Origin of the sequence: Extibacter sp. GGCC_0201, assembly GCF_017566055.1 — a bacterium.
GTDB lineage: Bacteria > Bacillota > Clostridia > Lachnospirales > Lachnospiraceae > Extibacter.
The window spans coordinates 88,240-103,333 of sequence record NZ_JABFCH010000002.1; the positions used below are offsets into that span (position 1 = coordinate 88,240).

The window sequence follows — 15,094 nt, forward strand, 5'->3', positions numbered from 1 at the left end:
AGTTCTTTTTATTCCCCCGGGTGTTCCCGGATGATTTCCAACCGTAGCAATAGTAGAATAAAAGAGGTGATTCTATGTCATCAGTGGGCTTCGATGTGCTTCGCCTGATAGAACATAACCAATCCTGCTATGTCAGTTCAGAATTTGTGCAGGGAAGGAGTTTGATCCAGTGGCTGAAGTACCATCCCAATATTCCCAAGGAACAGCTATTTTCGTGGATGTATGAGATTATGAGGCAGCTGCAGCTGTTTCACAGGCTGAGAGGCCGGCCTTGCTATCAGTATGTCAATCCGTACAGTATTATCATAAGCGGCGAGGAGAAGCTGTACCTGCTCGATGCAGGCGCGCAATCCAGCGAGATGCTTATCAGAAAGATGCAGAGGAAGGCTGTACGGGATAATTTCCTTCCGCCGGAAGAAAATATATATCGTAAAGCTAGCATTGGACTTGATATATACGGATTGGGCCGGACATGGCAGTATATGCTGTCGGTCACAGATCCTGCCCCTGCCCTGACGAAAAGGGAAGCACGAAGATTAAGAAAAATCATATCAAGATGCCTGTCCAGGCAGTCTAAACACACGTATCGAAGTATCGAAGATATTCAGAAACATTTTCCAATATGCAGAACAAAGCCATTACATTATAAGAAGCAGAAAAAAGTGCTGATTACGGCAGCCATTGTCATAATCGCAGCGGCCGGCATCCTTATACGGGGCATACCTTTTGGCAGTGCAAAGAAAAGCAGTGAACAGAGAGAAGATGTCGTTCGTCAAATGCCGGCCGATAAGTCGGAAATGAAAGGGAAAGACGACAGCGCCGATGACCTCCTGAAGTTTGACATGGGTATGGTCTGTCTTCTGGAGCTGGCTGAATATGCAAAGGCAGCAGGATATCTGGAAGAGGTAGGCCGATACGGTGCAGACTGTTATGCCATGATTGCCAGACGTTTGGAGAAGGATACGGATGATACCAATATGTCAGCACTGGCGGCGGCGTTAAAACGCGCAGAAGATGATATCCCGGAAGGAAGGGAACGGGAGTGTGCCCACGGACTCATAAAGGGATATTCGCTGCTCGATACAAAAGAGGCAGACGCAGATATCGTCCGCTTGGGGGATGTGTACTTAAGCCTCTCTGATGGCGTAGGAGGACGGGAAGAGACAGACAAGGAGATTATGGAGCTTATGGCGGTATCCTTTGAGGAAATGCAGAAAAAGCCAGAGGCCGTATCCATGTATGAGAGAATGCTTGAGTATGAGGAGGATACCGGAAACCGGGAGGAGCTGTTTGCTAAGATGACACTTTTGCGGGAAGCAGGCGGTGAGATGGAAAAGGCATGGGAATGCTGCAGAAGAGGTATGGAAGAGCTGCCGGATTCCTCCAGGCTCCGGCTATTGTATATACGTATGCAGTGCAGAGATGCATCGGTAGACCGCAACGTATGTGCAGAGACGATAAAGGCATCTATCACAGAGATGCCGGAGCTGGCAGATATGGAAGAGTTTAAGAAGTTACAGAGAGAATATGACATCCAGGTGGAAGGGGAAGAAGTATGGGTAGGAAGATAAGAGAGATAACAGTAATCATCATAATAATGCTGGCAGTATCAGTCACAGGTACAGTAAAGGAATCAAAAAGCCTGGCAAAAGACATAGCTGATAAGGATGGAGGCAAATCACAGACAGGAGGCAGAATAAACACGGAGAATAACGCAGATGTAGAAGGAGGAGAGGGACCGGAAGAGCCAGAGGGACCGGAAGAGCCAGAGGAGCCGGAAGGGCCTGTGGAGCCAGAGGAACCGGAAGAGCCCGAAAAGCCTATAGAAAAGTACGAGTTCAAATGCCCTGCCCCCGATGGAAAGAGTGGATATTATGTGACATTGCCAAAAATAGAGATTATTCATGTCAGTGAATACGGAGTTACCAAATTCAGTTTTGTGGACGGAAACGGAGGGACTGTGAAGGGAGAGCTTGCGAAAAACGGTGACAGGGCATGTATCGGTCCAGAACAGTTCAAGGAAGGCGGGAACAGTATATCTGTCTGGATGGAAGACGAGGATGGAGGCAAGGTGGAAGATTCTGAATACAGCAAACAATTGCTGGTTGACACAGCAGCCCCTGATATTCAGCTCTGGGCACCTTTGGGACTGGATGCGTGGTATCAGAGGGAAGCTATGCTCAGCGTAAAGTGCAGCGATGGAGAAAAGGGCAGCCAGATAGAACAGATATCAGCATATGCAGGAAAGCAGCTGATCGGCACGACGCCAAATGCACAGGCCGCCTTTCTTATCAGCCAGAAATCCGTACAGGGGAATGGGGTTTCCGTTACGGTGCATGTGGTCGATAAAGCAGGAAATGAAAAGGAAGTGTCCCGGAGGATGTATATTGATAATGCACCCCCGGATATAGCGATACAGGGTATTGATAATTACATGATTACGAGCCGCCCGGCGGAGGTATGCTACCGTGCGGAGGATGACAACATATTAGGTTCAGCCACGGTAAGGAATATGAGAGAGGGTCCGGAAGGAGACGTGGAAGAGCTGACGGAAAATGAATGGACGAGCGAGGGGGCGGCCCGCATCATGCGTCAGCAGTTAAGCGAGGACGGCATATATAAGATGGAGCTGACGGCTTCGGATGGGGCGGGCTTTGTCAGAAGCCGATCCGCACAGGTCATCGTTGATAAAAAGAATCCAGTGATACGGTTCGTAGATGAACTGGATGGCCAGTTTGTGAGAGAGTTCCAGTGGAGCCATACGCTGGAGGAAACCATAAAAGACTTTACTACGTACGCGTATGAAATCAGGCTGGACGGTAAGATGTACCCACCGGGAAAGAACGTAAAGACAGAAGGTGTACACACGTTTTTGGTTAAGGCCGTGGATGCGGCGGGCAATAAAGCCGAGGCCCGCGCGCGGTTTATGATAGACCGGACACCGCCGGAAATTGTATTTGCCGATATAAAGGAAGGCGGAGAATATGAAGAAACGTGCACATTTAAAGTACTGCTAGATAATAAAAATGATATGATTGAAGAGATATGGATAGACGGAGAAAAGCAGACGTTAAACGCGCGCAGTAAAGTGTACCAGTATACGGTACAGGAATACGGGGAACATATCGTGAAAGTCAAGGCACGTGATAAGGCAGGAAACCAATCGGAAGCCGACCTGGGATTTGTTATTGTGAAGAAGGAGACCATATTTGAGAAGATTATCAAGCCTGTCAGGAAAAGATTTGTACCGGAAAGCAAAGCTGCCAAAGAGACAGAAGGAAAGCCGGATGGCGGCACTTTTAAGAGCGGGTTCGTCCTGATTCTGTCTATTGCCGCGGCGGGTACCGTAGCAGCAGGCGCTGTGCTTTACCGGAAGAGGAAAAAATAAGCCAGTACATAAGAAAAGAACCGCCGTAAACATGTACGGCGGTTCTTGCAGGTCATAAGAATGTCTGATAGGTAAAGACTGCATAAAAGGGAGGATGCCAGGAAACCGGCAGCCGGTCCCTGGCATGTATTATGAAAAAGTTTATTCAAAATAGTATTTTACTACTAGACAGTTGGTGTGTTCGATATCAAACGTCTTTGTTCTTCATTTGATAATCTTAGTATAAGGTACACGTATGAAGAAACAATGTTAAAGAAGTGAAAGTTTCTTGAATGATAAATGAATAAACTATGAACGATTGTATAGATGGCAGAGGAGAGGCGTTGCTATTTCTGTTCAGGAAGGCCAATATATCTGGTGTAATCATTCAGTTGCTATTTTTTTAACGCTATCCTATAATATACATATGAAAAATAATATACATAACAGTATCAGATGATGGAGGAAATGTCATGGACTATGCAAAAGAATCGTTAAAGCTGCATTATGAGTGGAAAGGCAAGATAGAGGTGACGGCAAGAGCGGCAGTGGATAATAAAGAGGCCCTTTCCCTGGCTTATACGCCAGGCGTGGCACAGCCGTGCCTTGAAATCAAGGAAGATATCGACAAGAGCTATGACCTTACCCGCCGGTGGAACACGGTGGCGGTCGTGACAGATGGGACGGCGGTGCTTGGCCTTGGGGATATCGGACCGGAAGCAGGCATGCCTGTGATGGAAGGCAAATGTGTGCTGTTTAAGGCATTCGGGGATGTGGATGCCATTCCGCTGTGTGTCAGGAGCAAGGACGTGGATGACATCGTCAATACCATCGCTCTGCTGGCAGGTAGTTTTGGCGGCGTCAACCTGGAAGATATCAGCGCTCCACGCTGTTTTGAGATCGAGAAGAAGCTTAAGGAACGCTGCGACATCCCGATCTTCCATGATGACCAGCACGGTACCGCGGTCATTACGCTTGCAGGGCTGATCAATGCGCTGAAGCTTGTTGGTAAGAAGATGGAAGAGGTCAAGATCGTGACAAGCGGGGCAGGTGCGGCAGGTATTGCCATCATCCGGCTGCTTATCAGCATTGGTGTGAAGAACGTGATCATGACGGACCGTATGGGCGCAATTTACAAAGGCAGAGAGGGACTGAACCCGATCAAGCAGGAGATGGCTGAGATTACGAACGGCAATTGCGTAAAGGGGACGCTGGAAGAGGTTATCAGAGGTGCGGATGTATTCATCGGCGTTTCCGCACCTGGGACGCTGACAAAAGAAATGGTCGGTACCATGGCGGAGGATGCCATCGTATTCGCCTGTGCGAATCCGGTTCCGGAGATATTCCCGGAAGATGCGAAGGCCGGCGGTGCAGCGGTAGTTTCCACAGGCCGCAGCGATTTTCCAAACCAGGTCAACAATGTGCTGGCATTTCCAGGCATATTCAGGGGTGCGCTGGATGTCAGGGCATCGGATATCAATGACGAGATGAAGGTGGCGGCTGCATATGCGCTGGCCGGACTTGTGAGCGATGAGGAACTGGATGCAGACTATATCATACCGGCAGCTTTTGACGCAAGGGTAAAAGATGCGGTGGCAAAAGCGGTGGCAGACGCCGCAGTAAAAAGTGGAACGGCCAGGATATAGCATCTTGTTGATATTCGGGGATGGGAGCAGCCAAAAGCCCCTCCCCGGTCATTTTGTGACTTGTAATATGTGCCAGAATATGGATGATAAAAGTTGACAAAAAATATCCAGTATGCTAATATTTTAACAAAGAGGTGGACATATGCTTTTGACAAGAGAAAATGATTATGCCATTCGTATGCTCCGTGCGATGAAGGACGGAGAGAAGCACACGATGAAGGATATATGCCAGGAAGAAGAGATTCCGGAAGCATTTGCATATAAGATAGTGCGCAAGCTCCAGAAGGCAGGAATCGTGGATGTCGAGCGGGGCGCTTCCGGCGGGTGCAGAGTGGGAAGAGACCTCTCGGAGCTCACGTTATATGACGTGGTAACTGCTGTGGACGAAGAACCGGTAATTATGCCGTGCCTCAGAAAGTCCTGCAGCAGGAACACGGGAGGAAGTACGTGCAAGGTGCATGTGGAACTGGCTGAGATACAAAGGGTCCTAGTGAGAGAATTAAAGGCCCGTACGCTTTCGGACCTGTTTTAAATATAGAAAAAAATAATCCCTCCGAGACGGGGGAGAATTTTTATAAAATTAAAGTGGACTAAATTAATCAAGTATCGAGGAGGTAAGACTATGAATCAATGTTTTGGCTGTAACACGTGTAAAAGTGCGGATAAGCCGCTGGAAGGGTATATCGCAGGGCTTCCTGTCGAGACTTCACACCACCGCGTGGAAAATCAGAGTACGAAGTGTGCATTTGGGCTGCAGGGCGTCTGCTGCAGGCTGTGTGCCAATGGCCCGTGCCGTATCTCGCCGGAAGCTCCGAGGGGAATCTGTGGTGCGGATGCAGATACGATCGTGACGAGAAATCTTCTGAGGGCGGTCGCTTCAGGTTCCGGCTGTTACATACATATCGTAGAGAATACAGCGCTCAATGTAAAGAATGTTGCCAAGACGAAAGGGGACATCAAGGGGATTGCTACACTGGACCGGCTGGCATCCATCTTTGGAATAGAAGAGGCTGATGTATACAAAAGAGCAGAAGCCGTAGCGGAAGCGGTGCTGGAAGATCTGTATCTGCCGGAATATGAGAAGATGAGGCTTACAGAGAAGATGGCCTATGGACCCCGCTATGCCAGGTGGAAGGAGCTGGGCATACTGCCGGGCGGCGCGAAATCCGAGGTGTTCCATGGCGTGGTCAAGTGCTCGACGAACTTGAACTCGGATCCGGTCAACATGCTGCTTGACTGCCTGAAACTTGGCATTTCGACCGGAATCTACGGCCTGGTGCTTACGAACCTGCTCAATGACATCGTGCTTGGAGAGCCGGAAATCAGATTTGCACCTGTAGGCTTGAGGGTGATTGATCCGGATTATATCAATATCATGATAACAGGGCACCAGCACTCGATGTTTACGTTTCTTCAGGACCGGCTGACCGACGCGGATGTCGTGGAAAAGGCAAGAAGGGCCGGTGCAAAAGGATTTAAGCTTGTCGGCTGTACATGCGTGGGGCAAGATCTGCAGCTTCGGGGAGCGCATTACACGGAGATTTTTGACGGCCACGCAGGGAATAATTATACGAGCGAGGCGATTCTGGCTACAGGCGGGATCGATGCCGTCATATCTGAGTTCAACTGTACATTGCCGGGCATTGAGCCGATTTGCGACGAACTGAAGATTAAGCAGATCTGTATCGACAATGTTGCGAAGAAGGCAAATGCGGAACTGAAGGAATTCGATTTTGAAAACCGCCCGGCCGTGACGGATGAGATTATCAGCGAAGTGCTGGATGCATATATGGCACGCAGGGGCAGCGTTCCGTTGAACCTTATGAGAGATCACGGCTATGAAAACACGCTGACCGGAGTCAGTGAAGTGTCGCTTAAGAATTTCCTCGGGGGCAGCTGGAAGCCCCTCATCGACCTGATCGTCTCTGGAGACATCAAAGGCGTCGCAGGCGTTGTGGGATGTTCCAACCTTACGGCAGGGGGACATGATGTATTGACTGTAGATCTAGTGAAAGAGCTGATTGCAAAAGATATCATTGTCCTGACGGCAGGATGTTCTTCAGGAGGAATTGAGAATTGCGGCCTGATGACGCCGGAAGCGGCACAACTTGCCGGTCCGAAGCTTAGGGCTGTCTGTGAAAAGCTTGGGATACCTCCGGTCCTGAATTTCGGTCCGTGCCTTGCCATCGGTCGCCTGGAGATCGTGGCAACTGAGCTCGCAGAAGAGCTTGGGGTAGACCTGCCTGAACTTCCGCTTGTGCTTTCCGCGGCCCAGTGGCTGGAAGAGCAGGCACTGGCAGACGGATGCTACGGCCTGGCTCTCGGCCTTCCCCTCCATCTTGGCCTTCCACCGTTCGTGACGGGCAGCAGGACGGCAGTACAGGTGCTGACAGAAGATATGAAGCAGCTGACAGGGGGACAGGTGATAATCAATGGAGACGCGAAAGAATCCGCAGATATCTTAGAGAAGATCGTAATGGAAAAACGACTCGGTTTGCACATATAGAAGGGGGCGGTGATTATGAAACGTATCATGATTGATTATAAAAAATGTGATGGCTGTAAGAACTGCTCCGCGGCCTGTATGCAGGCTCACAGAAAAACGGAAGGAACGATATATGACCTTGACCTGGCAGATCCTGAGAACGAGTCGAGAAATTTCATCCTGAAGGATCAGCAGGGCAATTACAGACCACTGTTCTGCCGCCATTGTACCGAGCCGGAGTGCGTAAAGTCATGTATGAGCGGAGCGCTTAAAAAGGACCCTGAGAGCGGGCATGTGTTTTACGATGAGAACAGGTGCGGTTCCTGCTTTATGTGTGTCATGAACTGCCCGTTTGGAGTGCTTAAGCCCGACAGAGTGACGAAGAGCAAGGTAATCAAATGTGACTTCTGCGTGAATGCCGGAGGAGAGCCGTCCTGCGTGTCCTCCTGCCCGAAGAAAGCCATATTCGTAGAGGAGGTGCAAGAATGAGATACGTGATTATCGGTGCGGGGACAGCAGGGCTGGAAGCCGCCAGAACAATCAGGAAGGAAGACGGTTCTGCCAGGATATCTGTAATCTCTGCAGACACGTACATACATTCCAGATGTATGCTGCACAAATATATAGCAGGAGAGCGTGACGAAGTGCAGCTTGACTTTACAGAAGATAATTTCTGGGATACGTTCGATATCAACTGGATGAAAGGTGTAAAGGTATGTGCAGTCTGTCCGGAAGAGAAGGAAATCGTGCTGGAGACGGGCGAGAAGGTGGGCTATGACAGGCTTCTTCTGGCAAATGGGGCCGACAGCTTTATACCGCCGGTCGGTGAATTGAGAAAGGCGTACAATGTATTCGGCCTCAGGAATCTCAGCGATGCCCAGGCCATTGTAAAGGAGGCCGGACACGCAGAGCAGGTTCTGGTCATCGGGTCAGGTCTTGTCGGTCTGGATGCGGCTTACGGCCTGCTTGAAAAGGGAAAGAAGATAACGATAGTCGAGATGGCATCCCAGATACTGCCCGTGCAGCTTGATGCCCATGCGGCAGAAGCCTACCAGAAGCTTTTTGAAAGAGCCGGAGTACGCTTCATCTTAGGAAGAAAGGCCAGCGAAGCAGTATGCGGGCACGATGGTAAGATTCACAAAGTCACGCTGGATAACGGTGAAGAGATTCCGTGCGACCTGGTTATCGTGGCGGCAGGGGTCAGGCCCTCTTTAGCTTACCTGGAAGGAAGCGGCATCGCCTGCGAGCGGGGGGTGACGGTAGACACGCATATGCAGACGAACGTACCGGGCGTATATGCTGCAGGAGACATTACCGGCCTCTCCGGAATATGGCCCAACGCCACAGACCAGGGCCGGGTGGCAGGCAAGAATATGTGCGGTATCCCGGAAATGTACACAGATACATTTGCTGCCAAAAATACCATCAACTTCTTTGGACTCGTGACACTGTGCGTCGGAAGAATAAGAGAGGAAGAAGGCGACCAGGTTCAGGTAAGAGAAGACCGCAGGCAGTATAAGAGAGCCATCCTTCGCCAAGGAAAGATAGAAGGCATACTGCTTCAGGGAGATATCTCTAACGCAGGTACATGGCAGTACCTCATAAAGAACAAGATAGATATGAGCGGCATGCAAAAAGACCTCTTCAGCATCAGCTATGCAGACTTCTATCACGTAGATGAGACAGGCAGATACGAGTGGGTGGTTTAAGTGAAGTGGCCGCGGGTGGGGAGCCGGGTGGCATCTGCTCCGATGCGTACGAGGCTCCGACTAGCCCACGGCATCCTAACTTTGCGGCAGAGTCGCTGATAGCAGCTCCTCTGCCGCAAACAAAGGAATCCGGGGCGGATTCTCCGCCTCTTCCGCTTACACCTGCGCATCTCCCACCCGGCTCCCCACCCGCTATCTACTTCACTTGACAAGGGCGAGGGCGGCTGTGTGGCGTTACTGGCCAGCGGATGGCCGCTGGCTGCGTAAGCTGGCTGGTGGACTATAACAAGCTCAATAAGTGTAGCATAGAGAACAAATTAGTTGCTGCAAGAAGAGCCGGAATCAGGCAGGGATGTCATCTCATAAACATCCCCGTACCTGAATCCGGCTCTTCTTCATTACGATTACTTTTACTAAGGTTATCAACCTGCTTAACCCTTTATCACTATGCTGACACAATCAAATCCCTTCCATCAGCCAATAGTGTTGCACAGCCACCCTCGCCCGTGCCAGTAAAGTAGACAGCCGATGGGGAGGTAGGGGGCAGATGCGCAGGTGTAAGCGGAAGGGACGGAGAATCCTCACCAGATTCCTTGGCCTGTGGGATGAGAGCCGCTATCGGCGAACACCCCACAGGCTTAGGAATCTGTGTGATAGTCGCAGTTCCCGGACGCATCGGAGCAGATGCCCCCTACGTCTCCATCGGCGCCCACTTCACTAAACCCCCATTTGCTTTATTTCCGATAAGCGAACAATGGTATTCCGTTCTTTGTCGGAAGTTCTACGTACCCTTGCGTGAGAGGTCTTGCGTAATCGATGAATTTGCTGCTGATATCAGAGCCTTCGCTGATGATCCATTCATCTGGAACGGGTTTTTCTTTATTGCAGATGATATTGACATCTGCCGTTCCATAGGAAAGTTCATATGGCACGCTTTTGTTACGGATGAATGTTATCATCTTGCCGGTCTCGCCTCCGAGTGCTACCTGTACCGCGTAGATGCCGGCATTCACGGCCTCGTCCAGATCCACCCTTGATAGATGGGCACAGGAGCAGCGCTGGCATACGTTAAGCTCTACGGAACGTACTTTGACCCCAATTCTTTCTTTTACAAGATTCTCCAGATACTTTCCTGATCCGGTCAGCATCTTGTGGCCGAAGGTGTCTGTGCCGACATCGCTTGCATATTCGCAGATGAAGGTGCCTTTGCCGTCATTGATGCCTTCAGAGATGCACACGACGAGGTTGGGGGTGGTCTTAAGCGCTTCTTTCACTTTCTCTACAAAGGCATCCTGGTCGAATGCAACTTCCGGAAGATAGATGAGAACCGGGTTGTCCCCCTCAAACTTCCGAGCCAGTATGCTGGCAGCTGTAAGCCACCCTGCGTGGCGGCCCATGATTTCCACGATGGTGACAGATTGCTTGTTGTCATATACTGTGGCATCTGTTGCAATCTCACGGACTGTAGTCGCGACATACTTGGCGGCACTTCCATATCCCGGAGTATGATCCGTCTCGACAAGGTCGTTATCGATGGTCTTCGGCACGCCGATGAAACGGATATCGCTGCCGATTCCTGCGGCATAGCGTGAAAGCTTGCTTACAGTGTCCATGGAGTCATTACCTCCAATATAGAAGAAGTATCCGATGCCCTTCTCTTCAAATTTCCTGAACAGCTCGGGATACACAGGGTCTGCCAGATCTTCAGGCAGCTTGTAGCGGCATGAGCCAAGATATGCCCCCGGTGTCGTCTTTACAAGCTCCAGCTCATTCGTCGCGTCCAGCGCCCCGATATCCATATACCGGCCCTGGAGGAATCCTTCGATTCCATTAATCATGCCGAGGACCTGTCCCACGCTTTCCGTCTGCTTCACTCCTTCGGCTACGACACCGTACAGGCTTCCGTTGATTACGGCGGTAGGTCCGCCTGATTGTCCTACAATGATGTTTTTCTTCATATTTTTTCCTCCAATTCTTTGTAATTACTATATCGGAAAATGAAAGATTTTACAATCTGTAGTATAATTTTTTGCGAATATCAGGTTGGAAAAAGAGGAAGAATGCATTATACTAATAAACAGTTGATGAAGAAAGGAAGCAGACAAGATGAAATATATTTCATTTGCCATACCATGCTATAATTCTGAAGCGTATATGGAACATGCGGTTGAAAGCATTCTCCCTGGCGGTGAGGATGTAGAGATTATAATCGTGAACGACGGCTCCAAAGACCGCACATCTGAGATTGCACATGAATATGCGGAAAAATATCCGACGATTATAAAAGTTGTGGATAAAGAAAACGGCGGACATGGAGATGCGGTGAATTCGGGCCTTGGCAATGCACAGGGAAAGTATTTTAAAGTGGTGGACAGCGATGACTGGGTAGATGAGGAGGCGCTTCACAAGATACTGAAGCTGCTCAGGGACCTGGAAGAGGACGATCAGGAAGTGGACATGCTCGTCTCAAATTACGTCTATGAGAAGGTCGGCGTGGCCCATAAGCGATGTGTCCATTACAGGAATGTCCTGCCCAAAGATGAGATATTCCGATGGGATGATATCGGGCATTTCCGCCTCGACCAGTATATACTGATGCATTCTGTCATATATCGTACAGCGATGCTTCAGCTGTCGCAGATGAGACTTCCGAAGCATACGTTTTATGTGGACAATATCTATGTATACTATCCGCTCCCACACGTGCGGAAGATATATTATCTGGATGTGGATTTCTACCGCTATTTTATCGGGCGGGAAGACCAGTCGGTCAATGAAAAGAATATGATCGCCCGGGTAGACCAGCAGATATTTGTGACGAAATCCATGATAGAGATGTACCAGTTGAAAAATGTTACGAGCAAGAAGCTCCGCCAGTATATGATCAACTATCTGGCGATAATGATGACCGTCTCTTCCATACTTCTAATCCGCTCTAAGAAAGAAGAAAATCTGGAGAAGAAAAAGGAACTGTGGAAGTATCTTAAGAAGAAGGATGTTAAGACTTATATGAAGATAAGGTATGGCATACTCGGGCAGACGATCAACCTCCCGGGCAAGTCCGGCAGGAAGATATCCTCCCTTGTCTACAGTGTGGCCAGAAGAATAATAGGATTTAATTAAAAAAAGAATAATTTACCAGCCATGGTACATACTAGTAATAAAAGTGAAAAGGAGTATGTGACATGGCTATTGAATTTGGAACAAGCAAGACGAAAGAGAATCTGATGAAGGCATTTGCAGGTGAGAGCCAGGCACGCAACCGTTATACGATTGCAGCGAAGACAGCCCGTGAACAGGGGATGTATTCTATCAGCGAGATATTTTTATTTACGGCAGACCAGGAACGCGCACATGCAGAGAGATACTACAGCTTACTTAAGAGCCTGTCAGGGGAGACCATTGATATCTGCGGAGGATTCCCGATAGACCACTCAGACAGCCTGGCGGATCTTCTGCGGTCAGCGCAGCACAATGAGATGCAGGAGTATGAGGATGTGTATCAGGTATTCGGAGATGCTGCAAAAGAGGAAGGCTTCCACGAGGCGGCTTCTGCATTCTACCAGATTGCAGATATAGAGGCGATTCATGGGAAACGCTTCGGCAAGCTCGCCGAGATGCTGGAGAACAACACTTACTATGAACGTGAAGGCGAGGGGGCATGGATGTGCCTGAACTGTGGACACATCTACCGCGGAAAACGTGTGCCGGAAGTATGCCCTACGTGCAGATATGAAAAGGGATATTTCATCCCGGTTGAGCTGGCTCCTTATCTGGAGTGTGAATTTATGAAATAACAATATCAAAGGCAGAGGTAGCGTATGACAAGTCAGAAAGCAGATAATCTGTTAAATCTTGCGTTAGATGCTACAGAAGAGGAGAGAGAGAGGTCGCTGGAACTGGACGTTGGGTATAACCCCGTAGACAGGCAGTGGGACCTGATCATCAAATACTCCGGTGACCTTGGGGCAGTAAGAGAACTTGCAGACCAGGTGGTAGAACTGCAGAATGAGTACGCGGTAATAACGATACGGGAGTCCCTTATCGAAGCGCTCGCCAGTGTCGTACAAGTAGAGTATATAGAAAAGCCTAAACGGTTATTCTTTCAAGTTGCCAATGGAAGACGGGTATCCTGTATTGATGAAGTGCAGGGGACCCGTTTTTCCCTGTATGGACAAGGCACACTTGTGGCAGTCATTGATTCTGGTATCGATTATGCCAATGCAGACTTCAGAAATGAAGACGGAACGACGAGAATCAGGGCTTTGTGGGATCAATCGGTGGTACCGGGTGAAAATGGGCTGCCCCCGGAAGGATATGCCATTGGGGTAGAATACAGTGCAGAACAGATAAATGAAGCGCTGAACGCCGGTTCCGAAGCAGAGATGAGAGCTGCCGTGCCGAGCCGGGACACTTCCGGACACGGGACGGCCGTAGCAGGAATAGCAGCAGGCAACGGGCGGGGCAGCAGAGGGAGGCAGTACAGAGGGGTGGCGACGCAGAGCGAACTGCTCGTTGTCAAGCTGGCCAGTCCGAGAAAGGACGGCTTCCCCCGAACGACGGAGCTCATGCAGGGTATTGATTATGTCATCAAAAAAGCATTGGAGTTCCAGATGCCGGTGGCTGTCAATATCAGCTTTGGAAATACATACGGTGCCCATGACGGCACATCGCTGCTGGAGCGTTTTATCGATGATATATCAAATCTGTGGAAAAGCAGCATCAGTATCGGTACCGGCAATGAGGCGGCGAGTGCAGGGCATACTTCCGGCATACTGGTTGAAGGGCAGGACACAGTGGTCGAGCTGGCGGTACAGGAGAACCAGCCCGCCCTGAACGTACAGATATGGAAGGCATACACGGATGTGGCAGATATATCGCTCATATCACCTTCAGGCATCCGGGTAGGGCCGTTTCAGGAGATCCTCGGCCCCCAGAGGTTTACAGCCGGGCAGACAGAGATTCTTCTATACTATGGTGAGCCGAGCCCGTACAGCATTTCCCAGGAGATATTCATTGACATGCTTCCGACAGAGAGCTATATATCCAGCGGCATATGGAGGATCGTACTGTCCCCGTCAAGAGTGGTATCGGGCTTATATGAGATGTGGCTGCCAAGCGAAAACGTGCTGAACCGGGGAACTGGATTTTCTTTTCCGACAGACAACACGACGATGACCATACCATCTACTGCGAGCAGAGCGATAGCAGTTGGCGCATACAACTCCCTGAACTTTACATATGCTGGATTCTCAGGGCGGGGCTATAGAGGGGAACGCAGATTCATTAAGCCTGACCTGGTAGCTCCGGGTGTAAATGTGACCACCGTAACAGTCGGAGGCGGGTATGCATCATTTACGGGCACATCTTTTGCTACGCCATTTGTGGCGGGAAGTGCCGCGCTATTGATGGAATGGGGCGTTGTAAGAGGAAATGACCCATACCTCTATGGGGAGAAGGTGAAGGCATATCTGAGAAGGGGAGCAAGGCCGCTGCCCGGATTTGACGTATACCCCAACCCACAGGTGGGATACGGGGCGCTGTGCGTACGGGATAGTCTGCCTGTATAAATGGGGGTTTAGTGAAGTGGACGCCGATGGGGAGGTATGGGGCATCTGCTGCGATGCGTCCGGGAACTGCGACTATCACACAGATTCCTAAGCCTGTGGGGTGTTCGCCGATAGCGGCTCTCACCCCACAAGCCAAGGAATCTGGTGAGGATTCTCCGTCCCTTCCGCTTACACCTTCGCATCTGTCCCCTACCTCCCCAGCGGCTATCTACTTTACTGGCACGGGCGAGGGTGGCTGTGTAACACTATTGGTCGCTGGAAGTGCTTTGTTTGTGTAAGTATAGTGATAGAGGGCTTAGCAAGCTAACCCTTGACGA

Annotated in this window: 12 protein-coding genes; 10 read left to right on the top strand and 2 right to left on the bottom strand. The window is 50.0% G+C overall.

The window, feature by feature from the left end; all coding sequences use genetic code 11:
- Positions 1-74: 74 nt before the first annotated feature.
- From HJV72_RS01740 to HJV72_RS01770, 7 genes are all read left to right on the top strand, one after another.
- Positions 75-1,571: a protein kinase domain-containing protein gene (locus tag HJV72_RS01740; RefSeq protein WP_208068197.1), complete on the top strand. Its 1,497-nt coding sequence runs from the start codon at positions 75-77 to the stop codon at positions 1,569-1,571.
- Complete coding sequence (locus tag HJV72_RS01745) at positions 1,556-3,388, top strand: Ig-like domain repeat protein (protein WP_208068199.1); 1,833 nt, start codon at positions 1,556-1,558, stop codon at positions 3,386-3,388. Before HJV72_RS01740 ends, HJV72_RS01745 begins: the two co-directional genes overlap by 16 nt.
- 452 nt (positions 3,389-3,840) lie before the next feature.
- Positions 3,841-5,013, top strand: coding sequence for an NAD(P)-dependent malic enzyme (locus tag HJV72_RS01750; RefSeq protein WP_066579744.1), 1,173 nt, complete (start codon positions 3,841-3,843; stop codon positions 5,011-5,013).
- Between the two features lie 142 nt (positions 5,014-5,155).
- Positions 5,156-5,545 carry an RrF2 family transcriptional regulator gene (locus HJV72_RS01755; RefSeq protein ID WP_208068200.1) on the top strand — a complete coding sequence of 130 codons (390 nt, stop codon included), beginning with the start codon at positions 5,156-5,158 and terminating at the stop codon, positions 5,543-5,545.
- Between the two features lie 90 nt (positions 5,546-5,635).
- Positions 5,636-7,519 carry an anaerobic carbon-monoxide dehydrogenase catalytic subunit gene (gene cooS / locus HJV72_RS01760; RefSeq protein WP_117770704.1) on the top strand — a complete coding sequence of 628 codons (1,884 nt, stop codon included), beginning with the start codon at positions 5,636-5,638 and terminating at the stop codon, positions 7,517-7,519.
- A gap of 15 nt (positions 7,520-7,534) precedes the next feature.
- Complete coding sequence (locus tag HJV72_RS01765) at positions 7,535-7,987, top strand: 4Fe-4S dicluster domain-containing protein (RefSeq protein ID WP_117770705.1); 453 nt, start codon at positions 7,535-7,537, stop codon at positions 7,985-7,987.
- Entirely contained in the window at positions 7,984-9,207 is a 1,224-nt protein-coding gene (locus tag HJV72_RS01770; RefSeq protein ID WP_208068201.1) for an NAD(P)/FAD-dependent oxidoreductase, read from the top strand. The genes HJV72_RS01765 and HJV72_RS01770 overlap by 4 nt, the downstream gene beginning before the upstream one ends.
- 445 nt (positions 9,208-9,652) lie before the next feature.
- Here HJV72_RS01770 and HJV72_RS01775 read toward each other — a convergent pair whose 3' ends face one another.
- Both HJV72_RS01775 and HJV72_RS01780 read right to left on the bottom strand, forming a co-directional pair.
- Complete coding sequence (locus HJV72_RS01775) at positions 9,653-9,883, bottom strand: hypothetical protein (protein ID WP_208068202.1); 231 nt, start codon at positions 9,881-9,883, stop codon at positions 9,653-9,655.
- A 58-nt stretch (positions 9,884-9,941) separates the two neighbouring features.
- Positions 9,942-11,165 carry a 6-phosphofructokinase gene (locus HJV72_RS01780; protein WP_208068203.1) on the bottom strand — a complete coding sequence of 408 codons (1,224 nt, stop codon included), beginning with the start codon at positions 11,163-11,165 and terminating at the stop codon, positions 9,942-9,944.
- 148 nt (positions 11,166-11,313) lie between these two features.
- Between HJV72_RS01780 and HJV72_RS01785 the strand changes: the two genes are divergently transcribed.
- The 3 genes from HJV72_RS01785 (at position 11,314) to HJV72_RS01795 (ending at position 14,777) form a co-directional block, all read left to right on the top strand.
- Positions 11,314-12,330 (top strand): glycosyltransferase family 2 protein, encoded by a 1,017-nt coding sequence (locus HJV72_RS01785; protein ID WP_208068208.1) that lies wholly within the window; start codon positions 11,314-11,316, stop codon positions 12,328-12,330.
- A gap of 62 nt (positions 12,331-12,392) precedes the next feature.
- Positions 12,393-13,004: a rubrerythrin gene (gene rbr / locus HJV72_RS01790; protein WP_132277701.1), complete on the top strand. Its 612-nt coding sequence runs from the start codon at positions 12,393-12,395 to the stop codon at positions 13,002-13,004.
- A gap of 24 nt (positions 13,005-13,028) precedes the next feature.
- Positions 13,029-14,777, top strand: a complete 1,749-nt coding sequence (locus HJV72_RS01795) for a S8 family peptidase (RefSeq protein ID WP_208068210.1) — start codon at positions 13,029-13,031, stop codon at positions 14,775-14,777.
- Positions 14,778-15,094 lie beyond the last annotated feature (317 nt).

What these genes read in the sequence shown, in the direction of transcription:
- HJV72_RS01795 (WP_208068210.1), top strand. Translation starts at nt 13,029, where the DNA reads ATGACAAGTCAGAAAGCAGATAATCTGTTAAATCTTGCGTTAGATGCT.
- HJV72_RS01765 (WP_117770705.1), top strand. Translation starts at nt 7,535, where the DNA reads ATGAAACGTATCATGATTGATTATAAAAAATGTGATGGCTGTAAGAAC.
- HJV72_RS01780 (WP_208068203.1), bottom strand. Translation starts at nt 11,165, where the DNA reads ATGAAGAAAAACATCATTGTAGGACAATCAGGCGGACCTACCGCCGTA.
- HJV72_RS01740 (WP_208068197.1), top strand. Translation starts at nt 75, where the DNA reads ATGTCATCAGTGGGCTTCGATGTGCTTCGCCTGATAGAACATAACCAA.
- HJV72_RS01770 (WP_208068201.1), top strand. Translation starts at nt 7,984, where the DNA reads ATGAGATACGTGATTATCGGTGCGGGGACAGCAGGGCTGGAAGCCGCC.
- rbr (WP_132277701.1), top strand. Translation starts at nt 12,393, where the DNA reads ATGGCTATTGAATTTGGAACAAGCAAGACGAAAGAGAATCTGATGAAG.
- HJV72_RS01775 (WP_208068202.1), bottom strand. Translation starts at nt 9,883, where the DNA reads ATGCGTCCGGGAACTGCGACTATCACACAGATTCCTAAGCCTGTGGGG.
- HJV72_RS01750 (WP_066579744.1), top strand. Translation starts at nt 3,841, where the DNA reads ATGGACTATGCAAAAGAATCGTTAAAGCTGCATTATGAGTGGAAAGGC.
- HJV72_RS01755 (WP_208068200.1), top strand. Translation starts at nt 5,156, where the DNA reads ATGCTTTTGACAAGAGAAAATGATTATGCCATTCGTATGCTCCGTGCG.
- HJV72_RS01745 (WP_208068199.1), top strand. Translation starts at nt 1,556, where the DNA reads ATGGGTAGGAAGATAAGAGAGATAACAGTAATCATCATAATAATGCTG.
- HJV72_RS01785 (WP_208068208.1), top strand. Translation starts at nt 11,314, where the DNA reads ATGAAATATATTTCATTTGCCATACCATGCTATAATTCTGAAGCGTAT.
- cooS (WP_117770704.1), top strand. Translation starts at nt 5,636, where the DNA reads ATGAATCAATGTTTTGGCTGTAACACGTGTAAAAGTGCGGATAAGCCG.